The 20,630-nt window shown below is 42.4% G+C and carries 13 protein-coding genes; 1 reads left to right on the top strand and 12 read right to left on the bottom strand.

From position 1 onward, the window contains the following. Nucleotides 1-5 precede the first annotated feature (5 nt). A complete protein-coding gene (locus DW173_RS19865) occupies nt 6-1,163 on the top strand; it encodes a hypothetical protein (protein ID WP_120145074.1) in 1,158 nt (385 codons plus the stop codon). A 182-nt stretch (nt 1,164-1,345) separates the two neighbouring features. Here DW173_RS19865 and DW173_RS24345 read toward each other — a convergent pair whose 3' ends face one another. The 12 genes from DW173_RS24345 to DW173_RS19800 form a co-directional block, all read right to left on the bottom strand. Further along, a complete protein-coding gene (locus tag DW173_RS24345; protein WP_255421378.1) occupies nt 1,346-1,525 on the bottom strand; it encodes a toll/interleukin-1 receptor domain-containing protein in 180 nt (59 codons plus the stop codon). A 544-nt stretch (nt 1,526-2,069) separates the two neighbouring features. Next, nucleotides 2,070-3,467 carry an arylsulfatase gene (locus DW173_RS19850; protein WP_120145072.1) on the bottom strand — a complete coding sequence of 466 codons (1,398 nt, stop codon included), beginning with the start codon at nt 3,465-3,467 and terminating at the stop codon, nt 2,070-2,072. A gap of 71 nt (nt 3,468-3,538) precedes the next feature. Further along, entirely contained in the window at nt 3,539-5,728 is a 2,190-nt protein-coding gene (locus DW173_RS19845; protein ID WP_199722855.1) for an alpha-galactosidase, read from the bottom strand. Nucleotides 5,729-5,751: 23 nt separating this feature from the next. Then, nucleotides 5,752-7,242, bottom strand: coding sequence for a sulfatase (locus DW173_RS19840; RefSeq protein WP_120145070.1), 1,491 nt, complete (start codon nt 7,240-7,242; stop codon nt 5,752-5,754). Nucleotides 7,243-7,254: 12 nt separating this feature from the next. Continuing rightward, nucleotides 7,255-8,313: a beta-galactosidase gene (locus tag DW173_RS19835; protein WP_120145069.1), complete on the bottom strand. Its 1,059-nt coding sequence runs from the start codon at nt 8,311-8,313 to the stop codon at nt 7,255-7,257. Between the two features lie 5 nt (nt 8,314-8,318). After that, on the bottom strand, nt 8,319-9,428 hold the full coding sequence (locus tag DW173_RS19830) for a beta-galactosidase (RefSeq protein ID WP_120145068.1): 1,110 nt from the start codon (nt 9,426-9,428) through the stop codon (nt 8,319-8,321). After that, the gene (locus DW173_RS19825) at nt 9,425-10,489 is read right to left on the bottom strand and encodes a beta-galactosidase (RefSeq protein WP_120145067.1); all 1,065 of its coding nucleotides are present in this window, start codon (nt 10,487-10,489) and stop codon (nt 9,425-9,427) included. The genes DW173_RS19830 and DW173_RS19825 overlap by 4 nt, the downstream gene beginning before the upstream one ends. Nucleotides 10,490-10,504: 15 nt before the next feature. Beyond that, complete coding sequence (locus DW173_RS19820; protein WP_120145066.1) at nt 10,505-11,968, bottom strand: arylsulfatase; 1,464 nt, start codon at nt 11,966-11,968, stop codon at nt 10,505-10,507. Nucleotides 11,969-11,976: 8 nt separating this feature from the next. Next, nucleotides 11,977-14,130 carry a Sip1-related alpha-galactosidase gene (locus DW173_RS19815; RefSeq protein WP_120145094.1) on the bottom strand — a complete coding sequence of 718 codons (2,154 nt, stop codon included), beginning with the start codon at nt 14,128-14,130 and terminating at the stop codon, nt 11,977-11,979. Nucleotides 14,131-14,135: 5 nt separating this feature from the next. Next, entirely contained in the window at nt 14,136-15,503 is a 1,368-nt protein-coding gene (locus DW173_RS19810; protein WP_120145065.1) for a sulfatase, read from the bottom strand. Next, the gene (locus DW173_RS19805; protein WP_120145064.1) at nt 15,493-17,229 is read right to left on the bottom strand and encodes a RagB/SusD family nutrient uptake outer membrane protein; all 1,737 of its coding nucleotides are present in this window, start codon (nt 17,227-17,229) and stop codon (nt 15,493-15,495) included. Before DW173_RS19805 ends, DW173_RS19810 begins: the two co-directional genes overlap by 11 nt. A gap of 19 nt (nt 17,230-17,248) precedes the next feature. Further along, entirely contained in the window at nt 17,249-20,452 is a 3,204-nt protein-coding gene (locus DW173_RS19800) for a SusC/RagA family TonB-linked outer membrane protein (RefSeq protein ID WP_233562242.1), read from the bottom strand. Between the last annotated feature and the right edge of the window lie 178 nt (nt 20,453-20,630).

The raw sequence follows: 20,630 nt of genomic DNA, 5'->3' as shown, positions 1-20,630 counted from the left end.
CAATTATGGAAGTTACAGTAATGCCGGCCGCTGCACCGGTACAGAAGCAGCAGGGATTGAACCAGGTAGTCATAAACAAGGTTCAAAAAATGATCGAAGGAAAACAGCAGGGTGTCATGGCTACAATCACCCGCCTGCTCGAAGAGGGAAAAATCGCACAAGACTTCATTGCCCCCATAGGAGTGAACCTGCGTAATGAGGACCGCCATCCGGTTATCACATTCCAGGCAGAGGAACAGGTACAGATGAACATGCCGGAAGGGAATTTCAACCTGCACGGAAATGCCATCAGCCAGATTTCCGAGAAAATGGGCATTCCGGCAAAATATCTCAGGGAGCTTTCCGCAGGAGACGCCTGGCAGAAACAGCTGTGCGCAACCATTCTTAACGAACATTCGGGATGGACGGGACGCACACGCGTACTCATCCGTGCGGTAGGAACGGAAATCAGGGGTGTACTCTCAGACTCGTACCGGCGGCTCAACTCCGTGGACATACTAACCGCATTCATCAGGGAAGCGGCAAACAACGGAGCCGTCGTGTCCGACGCCTATATGAATGACACCAAAGTATGGTGTGAGACGATTCTTCCTACACCGGTTGAAATACCCACCTGTAAAAACGGGACGGTAATCATATTCGCGGGAGCAAGATTCAGCACATCCGATTTCGGAAACGGTTCGGTGGACATGCGCTCGTTCCTGCTCAACGGAGCTTGCCTGAACGGCATGGTACGTGAATCGGTCATGCGGCAGATTCATCTGGGAGGACGCCTGCCGGATACGCTTGCGCTCTCGCAAAGAACTTATGAACTGGACACCAAGACAACCGTATCGGCAGTCAAAGATTTGACTAAAGGGCTCTACAGCAAGGACACGATCATGCAGAAAGCCATCGAAATTCAGGGAGCGTCGGAAATAGACGTGGACTTTGACAAGGAACTTAAATCCCTGGTACAGCGTGGTGCGTTGCTGAAAAACGAAGGACGGGAAGTCGAAAAGCTCCTGATGAATAACAACCCCGACGACGGCATAACAGGAGGGGCAACACTCTGGAAACTGGCACAGGGCATCACCGCCTTTGCACGGGAACAGGAGCCGGAACGCAGCAGGGAGCTGCATGAGATATCCGGGCAACTGATGAACCGGGTGAAAAACAACTAAAATGGAAAAACGACAATCATAGAATGAAAAATCAGCAGAATTTGCCGGACTTTCCATTGTCCGGCAAACAACTGTAAAACAGAACCATTCACAATGGACAAATTACCGGACTATAAAAAATAGTTGATAGGGAGGCAAGTCTTTCCAATAGAACTTATCGATTAGATAAATCCTAGACATTATTATTTCATGACAAAACAATTAGTCATAGCTTCAATTATTTCCCGTGCGTAAGACTTGCCATCAAATACATTCCTTGGAGCAATCCAACAGGTTACACCAACTGCCTCTAACATGACACATACTTCAAATACTACCCCACTATCTTTACTGGAATAAGAGATAAAAAAGTCGTATTTCATAATGACTGTAAGTTAACGTCAGTTCGATATAAACCGCAGATATTCATTGATTATTAAGGGCATAGCGACAAAAGTATTAATTTAACGTAATATCATTCAGAGCATTTAGAATTTCCCTTTTTGCTCTGCCATTTTGCTTTTTCGCTATCGCGCGAGAATCGCTTGTTTGCGACCGAGGGTAAGGCGGAACAGAAATACGGGAAAGAAAAACCGCAACTCGCTGTCTTGCATGCGTATATAGAAATCATTACAATCCAACGAGACGGAAACAGAACTTCTTCGGCATGAAAACAGCCCTTCAGCGAGGAGAAAACGAAGGGTTCCGACACGTTGCGTCCGCTTTTCTCCCTCTTCCGGCTGTTCTTGTGGTTGTCAAAACATGCATCTGAAGGGCAAAAACTACGCATCTACACCTCTCTTTTCTCTAATTTTCACAGGAAAAACGAACCGTTTTGTGGGACCGGTATGTCAGTCTAGAGGCCGTTTTCGTATTATTCTGAAAGCTAAATAACGTCAGTTCGATACTAATATTTAAGACATCATGCTATTTTTCAAATGCAAACTTCCAATGTTCACTTGGAATTCTAGCTTGTAGCATAATCTTTTTAAGTTCCTGAGCTTTATTAGGATATTGATCGACTACATTAGCGGTCTCTCCCGGATCTTCCTTTAGATTATACAATTCATAATATGCCTTTTTAGCATCATTGACCATTAAATAAACCAATTTCCATCCGTTTTGGATAACGGCCTGTTTACCGCCTCTTTCATGAAATTCGTAGTAAAGATAATCATGTGTTTTTTGCTTGCCTTTACCAATGAGTGTAGGTAGATAAGAAATACCATCAATGTGTTCTGGATATTCTGCCCCAATCAGATCACAGACAGTAGGCATAAAATCCCAAAATGTAGAAGTATGATAGGATATACTTCCTTTTGGAATTACATTTTTCCATTTTGCAATGAATGGAACATGAATACCACCTTCATATAAATCGCGTTTCATGCCTCTATAGGAGCCACTGCTTTTAAAATGCGAAGGATGGTGACCGCCTTCCATATGCGCTCCATTATCGGAGGTAAAGATTATCAGAGTGTGTTCCAACAAATTTTTCTCTTCCAACAAATCTACAATTCTTTGTACATCATGATCTAACCTGGTTACCATAGCAGCAAAAGTTGCTTTAGGCTTGGCTTGTGCATGATACCTATCCTCAGCATAAGGGACCTCTTCAAATTTACTATCATAGTCATAGAGTTCATTATTGGGGACTACAATATCCGCATGAGGTATGGTAGGAGTGAAATACAAGAAAAAAGGTTTATCACAATTCTTATCAATAAACTCCAAAGCTTTGTCTGCAATCAGGTCATGCGAATAAACTTCATGATTTAAAGCTACAGCAGTATTATTTTCAAAGAGCTGTTCGGGATAGTAATCATGAGCATTCTTTTGCCCTAAATAACCAAAAAAGTAATCAAACCCTTGATTGTTAGGATGTCCTTCAGAAAAAGGGCCTCCAAGTCCCCATTTACCAACACAAGCTGTAGCATAATCCTGGCTTTTAAATACTTCACCAATAGTAACTTCTTGAGACGAAAGGCTCATATCGTATGGACGACCATCAATTACAATTCCTCCTTTATTTCCTCTTATATAAGAGTGCCCGGTATGTTTACCCGTTAACAATACACATCGAGAAGGGGCACTAACAGTAGAGCCGGAATAATGTTGAGTAAACCTCATTCCTTCGGCAGCCAAAGCATCAATGGCAGGAGTTTTTATTTGCTCTTGTCCATAACATCCTAAATCACCAATGCCTAAATCATCAGCCATGATAAATACAACATTGGGGCGAAGTGCCTTATTATTTTTTTGCTGTGCATACCCCATACAAAATGAAGAAGCCAATAAGGCTGAAGATAATATAATCTTATCCATATTCTACTCTTGATAATTTTTTATTGATATTTTAAAGTCTTGTTGTTTGAGCAACGAATAAAGTAACACTCTTACTCCACCTCCTCAAGCAACAGTACTGCACTTTCATACGGCTTTGAGAGATTCAGTTGAATACCTACGTTCATCAAATATTCTCCCATAAACACCTTGCCTGCAGCCGAACTAGCAGACTTATTACCTTTGTTGATTTCAGTCACCTTGTATCTTTTATCTGGCGACAATCCTTTCAGTTTCTCTGTATAGAACTGATGTCGATTATGATAACCCAGACTATAGACAAAATAGACCGCCTTGTTCTGTACAGAAGAGACATACATCAATGAGGCCCAATCCGTACTGTCGTAAGGAGACTTCAATCTAAACAAATCACCATGCTGTATGACGGACCGAACCTCTTTATAAGTTTCAACCGCCCGTTTTACAAAAACGATGTCTTTCCCTTTGATATCCTGAGGTTGCAACTCCATACCCAAACGTCCCGACATGGCTACATCCACTCTAAACTTCAAAGGCAATGGCATACCCGTCTGATGATTGGGGCTTGAGGAGATATGCGAACCAATGGCAATAGCTGGAAAGAAGTGACTCGTTCCGTACTGAATATAAATACGATTTACGGCATTAGTGTTGTCACTAGCCCAGAACTCATCGTGATATTTCAACGCCCCGTAATCGACACGACCACCACCTGAAGAGCACAGTTGAATAATCAGATCAGGATATTTGTTCCGCAACTTCTCATACACACTGTAGAGCCCCTGGGTATATTCATACCAAAAATGCGACTGTTTTTCCACCGGGAGATATGAAGAGCCTACATTATTGGCATGTCTGTTAGCATCCCACTTGATGTACGAGATGTTGGGTGACATTGCCACAACGTCATCAAATGTCTTCTCCACGAAACGCTGTACCTCAGGATTACTCAAATCCAATAGCCACTGATTCCTTTCCAGATAGGGAGTATATTTACCTGTCTTTACAATCCATTCAGGATGTTTTTCCGCCAATTCACTACGAGGATTCACCATCTCCGGTTCTATCCAAAGGCCAAACCGTATCCCTTTCTTTACGGCATAATCGGCCAAATACCCTATACCATGCGGAAGCTTCCTTTTGTTCACCATCCAGTCTCCCAAACCGGAGTCGGCCTTATCACGCGGATATTTGCTGCCAAACCATCCATCGTCCAGCACGAACATCTCCACACCATACTCAGCCGCATCATCAATCAAAGAAAGAATAGCCTGTTCATCGAACTTCATGTACACCCCTTCCCAGCTATTCAGTACAATGGGGCGTAAGTCATCACCATGTGCCAATGCATAACGACGACTCCAACTATGAAAATTCTGTGATATACGGTTCTTGCCGTTGTGGCTATACGACCAAATCATCTCCGGTGTCTTGATTTCTCTCCCCGGCTCTATCGTCAATGTGGAGGCAAAAGGATTCATACCTGCTACTACATCCAAACAGCCGGATTCCGACAATTGGAAAGAAAGTTTGTAGTTACTCGACCAAGCCAACGCACCGGCATACACATCTCCTGCATACTCTTCCGCTTTTCCATCTACACTGATTAGAAAAGAAGGATTCTCGGTCTGTGCAGTCCGTACCCCTTTGATGCTCTCTATGGATTTCACGCCACGGGTCAACAACTCCTCTTGCCATCCCATCTCATCGGCCCATGCTCCAGCAAAATGAGTCAGGTAATAGTGGTCAGCATGCAAGTTCAAGTATCCGGAAGCAAGATTCTCCACCTTAATATTCCCCTTTTCCCGATGGCTTATCGTGACATATTGAGCAATGACATCCTCTTTTAGGTAGGCCTTGAAGTGAAGAACGACGTCAATGTCATAACATCTATCTTTCATCCGAATGACAGTTTCCGTCACATTGGCATCCACTGCCGTTGTGGAAATCTCCGAGAATTTAAGTTCTGAAATCATCACACCGTCCGCGTGAGTCAGCTTCAGTGCAGGAATAATCGAAGCTATGCCACCGAATGAAGGATATGCAACCGGTAACGGCTGGTGGGGAGTTCTTTGCAACTCGTAAGAAAAAGCATCTAAATTCTGAAGTTTATTTCCATAATATCTATAAATCAACTCATCAGATTCAGTAACAGAGAACACCATAACGGTGTTCTCTGTACTAACAGACAGATTTTGCCTCACAACCTGCCCACAAACTAATGTAGAAGACAAAAGAAATAGAAATAGAAATAGTTTTTTCATCTCAATATCTCAATGGTTCTACATTATTCGTTATCCTGATAATATTCTTTCAACTGATACAATTTCTCCTTCAATTGGGCTACCACTTTCTGATAACGTTTGTCATTATAGACATTCTTCATCTCTTGTGGATCGCGTTTCATATCAAAGAGTTCCCAATCAGGAGTATAAGGCATCTCATGGGTTCCCTTCTTATTCAAGGTCTCGCCATAATAATAGGTCAGTTTATAACGTTCCGTACAAATACCATAATTAGCGACTGTGTGATGATGACGGTCACCGTGCATCCAATAACGATAATACATTGCATCACGCCATCCGTTAGGCTTTTTCCCGTTTTTAAGAATACTTCTGAAACTTTCACCCTGCATGTAGTCCGGCTTAGCAATTCCAGCATAGTCCAACAATGTGGGTGCAAAGTCTGCATTGATAACGATACTATTATTGGTATTACCCGGTTTTATTTCTTTAGGATAACGCACTAACAACGGCATATTCAGACTTTCTTTCTGCATATAACGTTTATCAAACCAGCCATGCTCTCCCAAATAGAAACCTTGATCGGAAGTATAGATGATAATAGTGTTCTGAGCCAGTCCATTCTCATCCAAGAACTTTAGAATGCGGCCTACATTTTCGTCAATACCAGCAATACAACGAAGATATTGTTTCATATAGCGTTGATAGGCCCATTTACGGAACTCATCTCTTGACAGATTGGTAGGTAGTTCACATTTCATGTCTTTTTCATCCATATGTTCAAGACTCATGGTCTGCAATTCAGTATAATGTGCTCTACCGTCATACATATCATACATATTTTCCGGTTCGGGAATCTCCACATCCTTCAGCAAATCGGCAAAACGGTCGGCATATTCCCAGGCTCTGTGGGGAGCCTTGAAATGGCACATAAGCATGAACGGGTGGTCGTCATTCTTATGCGCATCCATCCAGTCGATAGCTTGAGTAGTAATCACATCAGTAGAATGTCCCTGATACACTTTCCCCGGAGTCTTGTCAAAGGGACCCGTGTGTCCTTTACGATCTTCTTTGGAGATGAGAATGGGGTTCTTGTAGCGTCCCTGACCGGGCAGGACATTATAGTAGTCAAATCCCGTGGGCTCATGTTTCAAGTGCCACTTACCAATAATAGCCGTCTGATATCCTCCCTTCTGCAACTCTTTAGCAAAATTATTTCGAGAGGGGGCCAAGCCATCGTCCAACGTATACACACCGTTCTTATGACTGTATTGTCCCGTCATGATACAGCCTCGACTAGGTGCACTGATAGAATTAGTCACACAGCAGTTATCCATACGGATTCCTTCATTGGCGATTCTGTCCAAATTAGGTGTAGGCAACACCTTAGCCAATCTGCTTCCATAAGCGCTAATGGCCTGAAGAGCATGGTCATCGGACATGATATATATGATATTTGGGCGCGCCTCTTGTGCCACAACATGCAATTGCAATGCTGTCAGCGACGTGGCTACTAAAGTCAGGACTTTATTCATGGTTCATTGATTTTAATAAGATTCTTTCAATAAGTTACTTCCGTATTTAAGAGCCTCCTCGTAGCTCTTATCGTACTCAGGGAATCCCTTCGTACCCTTTTCTACATCTTTGGCATAGACATTAAGGAAAGAGCACTTACCTCGATATGCCGCATCCATCACCTCCTTCAGAGAGCCAACATCGGTCGAAGTGGAACCGACCATCTCAAAGAAAATTTTAGTTTTCTTTGCCCATTTAGACAACAACTGTACTTTACCGGATTCATTTTTTGTATAGCGATTACCAGACAAGCCGTTTTGACCGATGTACATACCACACTTCACAGCCTGCTCACCGAACAATTCAAAATTGTTATTATCGAACAAGGATCCTTTGTTCAACGCCACTTCTGTAGGCAGTTTCTTAAACAGGCCGGAGGCTTTTGGCAACCAATCAAGAACCGTTGCTTGCCACAATTCTTCACTATATTTACGTCCATCGCTTGCCGCTACAGTCACAAACTCCTTTTTAAAGCCTGGGTCTTTTTTGATGATAGTACGGAATCTGAACGGATTGGTCTCGGCACCCGGAGTAATATCTATGAAGAGTACATTGGGATTATTGTCATACCGTCCCGCCACTTTACTCAGGAAGTGCAGTGCATAACGTTGGTAGATGGGATCCCAGAAAAGAGGAATTTCCGTTTCACTCGGAACATGGTAAGCAAACTTGGCTCCCTTTTTCCACACCCACTGAGGCGTCGGTGTCTTAGACATGGGATCTTTCCAATAGCCACTGGTCACCCATTGCATTCTTAGTACCACTTTCTTGCCGTACTTTGCCCACGACTCAATCAGTTGATCGATAGAACTCCAGTCGTATACACCCTCTTCTTTCTCAATATTTGCCCATTTTATCGTCTTTACCGCTCCGATAATATAAGGATTCTGTTTGACCAAATCATCTTTTGAACTTTCAAAGCTGGCAAAATAAAGTAATCCTTTTTTGCCCTCTGTCTTTTGGGCATTCACAGAAGTGAGCCCAAAAAGGAAAGCAAATAATATATAAATAACCTGTGTATTTGTGCGCATAATTGTTATTTTTTTAGTTGAAGCTTTTCATATCCAAATTTAAGTGCCTCCTCATATGTCGGATCGTAGTCCTTATAACCTTTTGTACCTTTCAGTACATCAATGGCATAGACATTCAGATAGTCCGTATCAATTCTCACCGCAGCCTCCATAACCCCCATCAACGTTCCAACCTGTCTCTCTTCATTACCCGAAGCAAGTGCCATTTCCTGAAAAACAGGCACCTTCTTCTTCCACTCTTTAAAGAGTTTGTAACGACCGCCATTGGCATTCAAATAGCTGGAAGCCTTTATTCCGTTTTGTCCTACTATGGCATTGGCCTCCACTGCATACTCACCGAACAGTTGGAAATAATCCTCTTTCGGGGAGAGTCCGCCTCTGTTCAAAGAGACGAAAGCTAGTACCTCTTTATATATGGCTGACACCGCAAAAATCCACTCCTTGACTGTCTTTTGCCATAGTTCCGGTGAATAAGCCCGTCCTTGACTGTCTTTGGTTTGAGCGAACTCCTCAAAAAAATTAGGATTCACCTCTGCCGTTCTAGGATGACAAGGGAAAGTCTCATAACCGGGCGTGCTTGACACAAACAGAAAATTAGGGTCTTTACCGTAACGGTCATAGATAGCCCGCATCAGTCGAAGCGCATGCTCATTGTAGATGGGATCCCAAAACAGAGGAATCTCTGTCTTCGTCTTCTCATCATAATGATATTTGGCTCCATCCTTCCAAAGCCATTCGGGAGCAGGATGACGCGCAACCTCATGCGGCCACAGTCCGGTAGAAATCCATATCACACGGATGCCCACCTTCTTACCGGCAGAAGTCCAATTCTTGAAGAATTTATCCACTTCACTCCAGTCATATTCGCCTTTTTCCCTTTCCACTTCACTCCAATAAATGGTGTAGAGCGCTCCCATAATATACGGGTTCTGTATGGCAATATCATCAGGCAGTTTCGAGTTTGCGAAATAGACCAACCCACCGTTTACCACATTCTCACTTTCCTTTTCCGCTATCTCCGAATCAATAGCAGAAGTATCCTTAATAGTAGTGCTTCCTGAACAGGAAGCACTACTGATTAACAGACAAAATAAAAAAATACTTATTCTCATCATCTGTTTTTTGTTTTTGATGAAAAATATTCTAGACCGTTTTTCAACGCCTCATCCCATTTGGACTTATAATATGAAGAACCTTTAGTAGACTTCAATACATCTTGAGGATAGACATTCAAAAAATCACAATCGATGCGCTTGGCAGCCTCCACAACTCCCTGCATGGAACCGGTGTTCTGCGTTTCAGCTGCATGCACCATTTCAAAGAAGAGTTTGGTCTTCTGCTTCCACTCAGAGAACAGTTTCGTCCGGAGGGCATCATTGCCATTGTAACTTTTCTCGTTTATACCGTTCTGACCTACATACATACCGTTATCTACCGCAGCCTGTCCAAAAACAGGAAAATTGTTTTTTCCCAAAAGACTACCACGATTCAAAGTAATCAGACATTGAAGGTCAGACATAATCTTAGCCGTCTCTCCTATCCACTCCTTCACGGTTTCCGTCCAAAGCTCTTCCGTATAAGTTCTACCATCACTGCTCTTTAACTTTACAAAAGCATCTTTAAACTGCGGGTCTCTTTTAGCAATGGTACCGAAACGATACGGATTTGTTTCTGCTCCGGGAGTCACATCGATAAAAAGAATATTTTTATTGTTTTTAAAGTGGTCATTGACTGCCTTCATAAAGTTCATGGCATGTTTTCTGAATATCGGATCCCAAAACAGCGGAAGTTCGGTATCGCTTTCCTTGTGATAAGCATATTTTGCTCCGGCCTTCCACACCCACGAAGGAGTCGGTTTGCCAGCAGCTTTATTTTTCCAATAACCGCTACTGGACCACATGATGCGCAAAGCCACTTTCTTGCCGGCTTTGGTCCAACGCTTTACAAAGTCATCAGCCTCTTTCCAATCGAATTTACCTTGCTCCGCCTCTACTGACGACCAGTACATAGTGTACATTCCACCGATGATATAAGGATTGTTTAAGACCTCATTGTTATCAATGAAACCAGTACTAGCAAAATAAATCATTCCAGCTGCTGGCAACTCCTTCTTCTGAGCGCAAAGATTGCACAGACAGCAGAAACAGAGAACCAGTGTACATAGATTTTTTTTCATAGCATTTTCTTTTTATCAATGAATATTACGTTCCTCTTTCGTCATCGGAAAAATTGGGTTCTGCAGATGGGACTCTTCCATATACTTCAACGCCTTTTTCACGATTTCAGGATGATCCTGTGCCACATCATTGACTTCTTCAATGTCTTTATCCAATTGATAGACTTCAATCCTGTCAGCATCAATGTAGTTGATGACTTTCCAATTGTCGAACACCACAGCCTGTTTGTACTCATGTCTTGGTTTGGTACGTTCCGAACGCTCATTAAATTCCCAATAGAGGAATTCATGCGTCTTCTCTTGAGTCTTTCCGAGAAGTGTGGGAGCAAAAGAAATACCGTCGGTCTGTTCAGGAATAGGAGCACCAGCCAAATCGCAGATAGTAGGCATCACATCCCAGAAGGCGGATAACACATCGTTCCGTGAACCGGCAGGGATAGTACCTGTCCAACGGACGAACATAGGTGTGTGCATACCTCCGTCATACAAATCACGCTTGTAACCTCTATACTCTCCGGTAGAGTGGAAGAAACGGTAGTCGTGTCCACCTTCGTTGTGGGCACCGTTATCGCTGGTAAATATAATCAGCGTCTTTTCTCCCAAGCCCAACTTATCTACCTGAGCTATAATCTCACCGACATACTTGTCAAGACTCATCATCATAGAGGCAAAAGCTCTCTCCTCTTCAGGCCAATCGTTGGCTTCCACCGGCATATCTGCATGATATTCCATCGGAGCATGCATCAACGAATAAGCTACATACAAGAAGAACGGATTGTCCTTATTATTGCAGATGAACTTCTTCGCCTTATCAGTCACCATTCTATCCATATTTATCGGACGGCATTTATTCTCCTCTTCTGTCAGGTTGTAATATTTGCCATTCTCATACATCGGCTCAATATTCTTTTTGGAATACACGTCATACGAAACGTGCTTACCGTCCTCATCCCATAAGGGATCGATAAATACTCCGTAACGATTGGGGAAGTCGGCACTCAGTTTTCCAAAATGATAGTCAAAGCCACGATGATAAGGCGTCTGGTTGGTCAGCTCACCACCCAAATGCCAACGTCCGCACATACCGGTTACGTAGTCTGTCTGGTTTTTGATAGCTTCCGGTAAAGTAATATCAGAGCTTGACATTGGAGCCACACCCACTCCGGCTATACTCTTATTGCCACGAATGCTGCTGTGGCCAGAGTGTTTGCCGGTCATCAAGATGCATCTGGAAGGACCAGACACCGGTGCTCCAGCATAATGATTGGTGAAAATCATACCATCGGAGGCCAATTTGTCAATATTGGGAGTCTTGATGATTTTCTGTCCTAAAATGCCAATATCACCATAGCCTAAATCATCTGCCAATATATATATAATATTAGGCTTGGGAGCTTGTTCTTTTGGAGCTGTGCTCACGGCACAGGAAGTTAATCCTGCTAATGCAACACAAGAGCTGATGGATAATAAATTCTTCATTTTAATCGTTATTTTTTAAATATGGTTATTCTATTGTTTGAAACATTTTTGACATTGGCCCGCCAAATGCCGTTACCTAAAGCGGTAAAAGTGATGTTTTCGGCATAAGGAGTACCTTTCTTCAACCAGAAATCAAAGGTCCCATTTTCCGGCAATGTTAGTTCTATAGAGTTTTCCTTATACTTGATATCAGATACAGTGCCCGGAGAAAGGTATTTGTCCGTCCGACCGATTATCGCCCATCCCTTATATACAGGTATCAAGAAGAAGAGTCTGTCATCAAATCCGCTAATCTGGAAATTATGCGACTTCTTTCCGAGAGCATATCCCGTATGCGCCTTATAGTCATAAAGGAAAAGTCCTTCTTTAGGCTGTTTCCATTCACCGGAATAAGGTTGTATCAGCGTACCGGTCATGGCATAGTCGGCAGCATTCACACTACCCGATACCATAACCGAATCCACACACAAGTTATAAGCAACGATAGCAGCTGCTCCATTTGCCAAAGGTGCAGAGACATAATAAGGCACCCGTTCTACCAATGGAGAGGTGAACACCGAGCGCGGCATAACTGTAGCCGGTGCCAGAGGACGAATAATCAGTCCGTCATTGTAACACAAAGGCATCACCTTAGCAACTGAAATATGGTCGGGAGCATCCGACAGATAAACCGGGCCACCCGATACAGCTTTGGACAACGCCATCACATCACCACATACTTTGTCCGAAGAGTGGAACATATCATGGTCTCCCCATACCGTAGGACACATATAGAGGGCATTGTGATACGATTGCAACAAATGTTCCTTGGCCATAAACATGTTATTCAGTTTATAGTCAATACTAGTTCGAGTAATGTTAGCGTAATAGGTGTTCTGTAGAACAACATTATTCATGGCCATGCAGTTAATAAGTCCGTTGGAAAAATAGCGGTTGGCAATGTTGTCAACAGTTCTTGAAGTCAGAAAAGCTCCCTTTGCCGCATTTTCACCAAATCTTTGCATATACAGATTGGCAGCCTGCCAGTCCACTTTTAGGAAATCAAATCCGTCAGTTGCCGATTTACCCAAAAATGCCTGATATACTTTAGAGATGGAAGTTTCATCCACACGCGGCAGGGTATAACCAGTCTTTTCAATGGTACGTAAGCATTGCTTAATATCATCATCAAAATCATTGACCGGTGAGAAACCGCCCCAATATCCGTTAAAGTTCTGCCAAAGCCCCATCCATTTCAATCCGTTCGGTTCACGAAGCGAAAGCAACGGAGCAAATCCTTGAGGAAACTTTTCATTAGGTGCAAAACTCGTCAACTGATTCTTGAGGTTCCCAACAGAACGTAAAGCAAGATGACCGTCATCGATAATGGCATAACGAATGGGCAGATTAACCCTCTTCAATTTGGCAATCTCACCCAAAAGCAATTCGGAATTAATGCTCTTCTTGTATTGTTCCCACGTACACCATCCCAAATATTTGAACATTTCGGGATAATCTTTCTGATAGCGCAAGCGCATCGTTTCTTTATACATATCATGTGTAAGGAGATTGCTGAAAAGAGTGTAAGAGGCCTCGTTGGTATTGCATCCCAATCCCCATGCCAATATAGGAACTTTGGAAGAAACCGATTCGGTTCCGTAATTGGCAACCCGCAAAGTAAGTTTTCCCTCTTCGGTCACAAAAATGTCCGAAATGGTTTCAGAATTAGCCAAAGGCAGTACCGCAAGCACATTGCCATCAGCAAGTAATAGTTGCATGAAGCAGCCGCTTTTGGTCACATATCGAGTCCGATCTTTGAATCCGACATTTTTGAATGCCGGATTCTTCTGATCATCCACCCCATAAGCAGGCTGCGTAAATACATCTTTAAGGGTAGCGGGAGTAAATATCCACGGGAGTACACGGTTCCCGTTCACCTGCCAGTAATCATAAAATGAATCTTGAGCATAATAAACAGCCTTGATATAGTTAGGCAGATTGAGTTGATAACATCTCAACACCCCTAAACTATCCGGAACTGTATTATTGAACTCGGTCTCAACAATGCCCCTTTTATCACCCGACATTTTCGTTAGGTCGATAGAGAGTTGCTGGGCTACAGCAGGGAAAAGATTTACTAAAGCAAACAGTAAACAACAGGTTATTTTCCCAATATTCTTCATAAGCCTCATTTTGTTAAAGGTTTTTGCCAGGGGACTGCGCCCGATACTCTGTAATGTTCAATCATGGCTTTATACATCTTAGTATAAAGAGGATCTTTCTCCAAAGGATTGGCTTCTTTGGGATCCCCTTTCACATTGAAATACTGTAAAGGCTCAAAAGGTCTGTTCTGTAACAGTTTGTGCTCTTTGTATCTCACGGCAGTCTGAGTTTTTCCACCCAAATCGCCATGTTCGCGACGTACCCAGAACAGATAACGGTCATCGGTCACCTGCTCCTTGTTGCGCAGTACCGGAAGTACGGACATACCGTCGATACGATGATTTACAGGCACTTGAACCAAATCACATAATGTAGGGAATATATCCGACATCATAATCAGATTGTCCACTTTTCGAGGCTCCAAATGTCCTTTCCAGTAGATGGAACAAGCAACTTTGATACCACCGTCATACATATCTCCTTTATCACCTCTTACCGGACCGTTATTGGCTTCCGCTTTTCTGTCACCACCATTATCGGAACAGAAAATAATCAGAGTATTTTCCAACTGGCCATTTTTCTCCAACGTCTTAACGACTTTGCCTACTCCATCGTCCATGTGTTCAATAAGGGCAACTAATTTTCCACGGGTATCCGAAATAGTAGGTTCACGTTTACGCACTTTCTTTTCCCAATCAGCTTTCGGCTGTAAAGGCAAATGGGGTGCATTATAAGCCAAATAAAGGAAAAAGGGTTGGTCTTTCTTTCCTGCTTCTGTAACGTATTCGGATGCCCAGTCGGTAAACAGGTCTGTGGCATGTCCTTTTGGGTCGATTTCTTGGGTATTAAGCCGCATGTAGTTGTGGCCTCTACGCAAATGGGTATTGTAATCATCCATCATGTCGCCCAGAAAACCGTGGAAGAAGTCAAATCCTCTTTCATTAGGCAGATTAGGACTTTCAAGACCTAAATGCCACTTACCAACAATAGCAGTCTGATAGCCGGCTTTCGACATCATTTCAGGAAGCAGTATAGCATCAGGTGAAAGATAGCCCCAACTTGCAGTCGGTTCAGTACGGATAACTCCCGGTACCCCCACCATATCCGGGAAACAACCGGTCAACAGTCCGGCTCTACTGGGAGAAGAGACGGAAGAACTAGCATAAAAATTGTTCAGATGAAGGCCCTGATGAAACAGACGGTCGATGTTCGGTGTCTGTATATCCTTCGCATATTGACACGACAGGTCACCAAGTCCCAAGTCGTCCACCATAATCAGCAGAATATTAGGTTTGCCTTCCACCGGAACAGCCGCATAAGAGGCAGCGGAAAAGAACATGGCAGTTCCACTTGCCATAAGTGGAGCCACTAAGTGTAAGTTTTTAAATACCATATCCGAAGTTTTGTTTAATGACATTGTTCGTAATTGTAATTTCTCTGGAAGGAATCGGATAGAAGATAGAATAATCTTCAAACTGTCTTCTCCTATAGACATATTTTACTTCATCAAAGTCTATAATGTTCGTATTTTCCAAATATTCTGCTATCCAACCCGAACGAATCAGGTCAACTCTACGCAAACTTTCACCCAAAAACTCCAACATACGTTCTTGCATAAGTAACATTCTGAACTTATCCAAATCGGTGGTAGGAGTAAGTCCCGCAATAGGCTTCACGACATCGGGATCGGCCATATTAGACTTAGTAATTACCGGCAAGATAGTGGCATTGGCAGCACGTGCTCTGACATGGTTCACCATTTTAAAAGCTTCATCAGTAGGTCCATTATTCAGCTCGGCTTCTGCTTCTGCTATAATCAGATACATTTCAGCCAAACGGAGCACTACGTAATTAATCGGTGTCTGCTGCTTGGGGTAATCAGGTTTTCTCTCCATAGCAAATTTACCCAAATTATAGGTCTTGTTGGCAGCCGTGGGTGGCCACAAAGTACCGTCTCCCTTATATTGGAAATTGGTGATAGTCTTATACTTTCTCATATCACACGTTGCCTTAGTAGGATCTTTAGGGAAATTTTGTGCAAGAGTTCCTCCGTAAGGCTTATAAGTACCAGCGGCAGTTCCTGTAGGAAGAACCCAGTTCCATGAGCCGGGACCAAACACTTGCCCTACCCAACCAGCCTCATTTTGAGACATCGCATCTTTAAACTGTACATCAAAAATAATCTCAGGCATATTTTCCGATGGATAAAAGCTATCACTATAAAGCATAGTCTCTAAAATTCCTTTATCACCGCCATATCCTTCAGTGATAACCAATTCTGCATAGGTCTTAGCCTGGGTAATCAATTCAGTAAATCTGGTCTTAGCCCACTCATACGAGTTAATACCATCTTCCAAAGCCATTTCCGAAGATATGTGAGCATATTTTCCCATGGTAGCAGCAGTCAGGCTAGCTCTTGCCATCAAAGCGGCAGCAGCAATTTTGGTAGCCCGTCCCAGTTCTTTCTGGGCAGCGAAGCTTACCGGAAGAACATCATAGGCATCTTTCAAATCTTGGAATATCTGTCCATACACTGCTTCGGTTGAAGAACGCGGAAAAACCTTTCCCACTCGTTCTGAACCAGGCAAAGTGGTCAACACTACTCCACCAAAAATTGAAGTCAGGTTGTAATAAGTAAGAGCGCGCAAGAATTTGGCCTCACCCACACAACGGTCGATAACAGGACTTTTCAAATTTGTTTTTTCCGCATGGAAAATCAAATCATTAGCTCGGTTAATCAAAACATATTGACCGGCATAAAGAGACTTGATAATACCGTTCTGAGGAGTAGGTCTGCATTTATCCAACTCTTCAAGCATCAATTGTTTAGAAGCACCAGCAGCAATGGCACCCATTTCATCGGTAGCCAGTTCGTTCAACAGTATCACTCCAGCATTATAGTTGGACAGATAATTTGTAATCTCATTACCCAATGTGGGCAAACTACGCGTGCCCAACTGATCGTAAACACCAATCAGTGCCATTTCATAATCACTGACCTTCTTATAAACTTGGTCACCGCCCAATTGGGTAGTCATCTCCTCATCAAGAAAATTTATTTCACATGAAGTCACCACAAAAGCTATAGCAACTAACAAAAATCTATTTATATTTTTCATTTCATATTTGTTTTAGGGTTTAGAAATCGATAGAAAGACCTGTAATAAAGGTTCTTGAACTCGGATAAACAAAATGATACTTACCGGCTGTAATTGGATTGTTGGAAGTCACTTCGGGGTCATACCAATTAAATTTGGTGAAAGTGAACAGATTCTGTCCTGTCACATAAATGCGCACCTTGTTGATATTGGCTTTCTTAAGCCATGCAGAAGGTAATGTATAACCCAAAGTAACATCCTTGATTTTCAGATAAGATCCATCTTCCACAAACAGACTGGATGAGAGGTTCTTATAAGAATCTATAGTGTAGTCAGGCCATTTGTTGGAATCTCTGTAGGGTCTCCATGCATCATCATAAATTTGTTTCAGGATGTTACGATTATTATAACCACTAACAGGGAAATAATTAGTTACAAAAAGCTTACCACCATACGAGAACGACAAGAAGATATTCAGGTCAAACCCCTTATAATTGAATTTATTAGTGAATCCACCGGTAAACTTCGGCTCGCTGTTACCGATATAGGTTCTATCATCTGTAGTAATGTTATTATCATCTCCTACCACATCTCTAAACTTAGCACTACCCGGCAACGGTACGTCATTAGCATATTTGGGCTGCCCGTCCATCAAGACCAAAGTTTCCTCACCATTCTTGGCACGGTCATAAATCTCTTGACATTGTTCCAAAGACAACAGACCTTGTGCAGGGTCATTGTTCTTATAAAAATTCTTATAATCTTTGTACTGATAAACGCCATCGTAAATGAAACCATACATAGTGCCTACAGGCTGTCCGGGTTTAAGTATAAAGGCTTCACTATAGACATTGTTGGCATTGAAAGTCAAAGCTGAGTTCTCTCCCAAGTTAAGAACCTTATTCCGATTAAAAGACATATTCAAAGAAGAAGTCCAAGAAAAATCTTTGTTAGACACATTGATGGAGTTCAGCACAAACTCAATACCCTTATTTTCCAAACTTCCAGAGTTGTACATCATCGTACTGAAACCGGTTGTATATTCCAACGGTTTAGCCAACAACAAATCGAAAGTCTTCTTATAATAAGCATCCACCGATAGTGAAAGTCTCCGTTTAAACAGTGACACATCAAAACCTGCATTAAACTGTTCAGTGGTCTCCCAAGTCAAATCAGGGTTGGCAATAGAGCTGGTAGCAATACCGGGTTTCAGTCCAGAAGCTGGTCTAATACCGCTGACTGTATTAAACGAATAGTATACATTAGCATAAGTAGAGAGGCTGCTATATGCGGCAATCCCCTGATTACCAGTACGTCCATAACTAAATCTCAGTTTCAACTCATCCAGGTTTTTCAAAGATTTCATGAAATCTTCACGGTGCACATTCCAAGCCACAGCCGCAGAAGGGAAATAGGAGAACTTATTACCCTTTGGGAATTTACTAGAACCATCAGCACGCACACTAGCCGTAAACAGGTATTTGCTTTTATAGGCATAGTTTACACGACCTAAATAAGAGACTAAACTTGTAGTATATTCCTTAACAGAAGGAGCCTGGATATTCAATCCTAGTCCTACGTTACCACCAATTAAGTCAACATAAGCGTCCGGATAATCCCAAGTTTCAATGGAAAAGTTACGACCATTGTTTCTCTCCATAGTGTATCCCACCATAGCGTTGAAACTATGATCCTTTTTATACACCTTATTATAAGTCAGGATATTTTCCCAAGACCAATTATAACGTTTTGCCCAAGAGTTGACACCGATACCGTGCTTAGACGCACCGGCTGCGATATTAGGACCGAAGAAAATCTCTTTGTTGGTATTAACCATATCCACATTGTAAGATGTCTTAAATTGCAGTCCCTTGATAATATCGTATTGCAAATAGAGATTTGCATTGGTTCTGACAGTGTTCAATCTGTTCTGTACAGTAGTTACATAGTCATAAGGGTTAGTTTGAAGATTATAGTCATCAGTTAAGTCACCACTGTCTAATATATCCTTATCATTAAAGCGCACATTGGCCGGACGATAGCTCAGCACTTGCTGGAATACATCCGCTCCTGTGTCTTTCGACCCACCGGAAGGCACACCATCTTGAGAAGTCTTTGAGAAGTTGATATTAACACCCATCTTCGCCTTAGTCCCGATATTCTGGTCAATTCGGGAACGAAGCGTGAAACGGTCGAAGCCCGAATTATCCACCAAACCGGATTGGTCAGTATAAGCAGCACTCATTGAGTATCTGGTAGTCTTTCCTCCACCTCGTACACCTATATTATACTCTTGAGTGATGGAGCTTTTGAACAGATAGTCCTGCCAATCATAGAACGGAGTGGATTGCAAAGAATCATATTTTTGTATATAAGCTTCATCTTGACGTTCATGTGCCATATAGTCCAAATACTCGGCACCCTGCAGCATATCAATCTTCTTAGATACATTTCCCACACCTACATAAGTTGAAAAAGAGACCACAGGCTTGCCTTCCATACCTGATTTAGTGGTAATCAGCACAACACCATTAGCACCACGCGAACCATAGATAGCCGTGGCAGAAGCATCTTTCAAGACTTCGATAGATTGAATATCATTGGGGTTCAACGATGACAGCGGATTGAATACAGAAGAACTAAGTCCATTAGGATTACCCACTTCCGATCCAATATCCTTAGACATTGGGGCACCATCAATGACATACAGAGGCTCACTATCCGAGTTGATAGAACCGGTACCGCGAATCGTAATGCTGATACCAGCTCCCGGTTCACCACTGGTATTAACAATATTCACACCCGCCATTTTACCTGCCATGGCCTGCTCCAACGACAACATGTGAGAGTTGCCTATGTCCGAACCCTTCATGGAGCTGACCGAACCGGTCAAGTCACTTTTACGAACGGTACCGTAACCGATTACCACCACTTCGTCAATTTCGTTTGCTGTCTCTTCCAAATAGATTTTCAGAGGAATTTCTGTTTTACTCTTCACCAATACCAATTTGGAATCCATACCCATATAGTCCACTTTGAGAGTTACCGGTAAACGACTACAATTAATAGAAAATTTACCGTTAAGATCAGTAACACTTCCGTTTGTTGTTTCCGCTTCAACAACAGTCGCACCAATCAAGATTTCACGATCCTGCTTGGAGTAAACAGTACCAGTCACCTTCACTTGTGCATTCACAATCACATTCCATATTAGCAACAAAGTTACAAATAATAGTTTTTTCATTGTACTTTTAAAAATAATTTAAGATTAATATTTTGCTGCAAAAATACAACTCTTATATGTTTAGGGCTTGCTCTATCATACCATTCTTTTGCTCAAAATATCCATTAAGACACTTTTATGATTGAAAATATAAGAGAACTATAAAAAACTTATACCTTTGCCTGCATAACCACAATAT

The organism is Bacteroides sp. AM16-13 (assembly GCF_003602705.1).
Classification (GTDB): Bacteria; Bacteroidota; Bacteroidia; order Bacteroidales; family Bacteroidaceae; genus Bacteroides; species Bacteroides xylanisolvens.
This window is presented reverse-complemented; position numbering and strand designations above follow the sequence as displayed.

Excerpts from the sequence above, each read along its gene's own strand:
- DW173_RS19815 (WP_120145094.1), bottom strand. The coding sequence starts at position 14,130 with ATGAAGAATATTGGGAAAATAACCTGTTGTTTACTGTTTGCTTTAGTA.
- DW173_RS19820 (WP_120145066.1), bottom strand. The coding sequence starts at position 11,968 with ATGAAGAATTTATTATCCATCAGCTCTTGTGTTGCATTAGCAGGATTA.
- DW173_RS19850 (WP_120145072.1), bottom strand. The coding sequence starts at position 3,467 with ATGGATAAGATTATATTATCTTCAGCCTTATTGGCTTCTTCATTTTGT.
- DW173_RS19835 (WP_120145069.1), bottom strand. The coding sequence starts at position 8,313 with ATGCGCACAAATACACAGGTTATTTATATATTATTTGCTTTCCTTTTT.
- DW173_RS19865 (WP_120145074.1), top strand. The coding sequence starts at position 6 with ATGGAAGTTACAGTAATGCCGGCCGCTGCACCGGTACAGAAGCAGCAG.
- DW173_RS19800 (WP_233562242.1), bottom strand. The coding sequence starts at position 20,452 with ATGAAAAAACTATTATTTGTAACTTTGTTGCTAATATGGAATGTGATT.
- DW173_RS19810 (WP_120145065.1), bottom strand. The coding sequence starts at position 15,503 with ATGGTATTTAAAAACTTACACTTAGTGGCTCCACTTATGGCAAGTGGA.
- DW173_RS19845 (WP_199722855.1), bottom strand. The coding sequence starts at position 5,728 with ATGAAAAAACTATTTCTATTTCTATTTCTTTTGTCTTCTACATTAGTT.
- DW173_RS19830 (WP_120145068.1), bottom strand. The coding sequence starts at position 9,428 with ATGATGAGAATAAGTATTTTTTTATTTTGTCTGTTAATCAGTAGTGCT.
- DW173_RS19805 (WP_120145064.1), bottom strand. The coding sequence starts at position 17,229 with ATGAAAAATATAAATAGATTTTTGTTAGTTGCTATAGCTTTTGTGGTG.
- DW173_RS24345 (WP_255421378.1), bottom strand. The coding sequence starts at position 1,525 with ATGAAATACGACTTTTTTATCTCTTATTCCAGTAAAGATAGTGGGGTA.
- DW173_RS19840 (WP_120145070.1), bottom strand. The coding sequence starts at position 7,242 with ATGAATAAAGTCCTGACTTTAGTAGCCACGTCGCTGACAGCATTGCAA.
- DW173_RS19825 (WP_120145067.1), bottom strand. The coding sequence starts at position 10,489 with ATGAAAAAAAATCTATGTACACTGGTTCTCTGTTTCTGCTGTCTGTGC.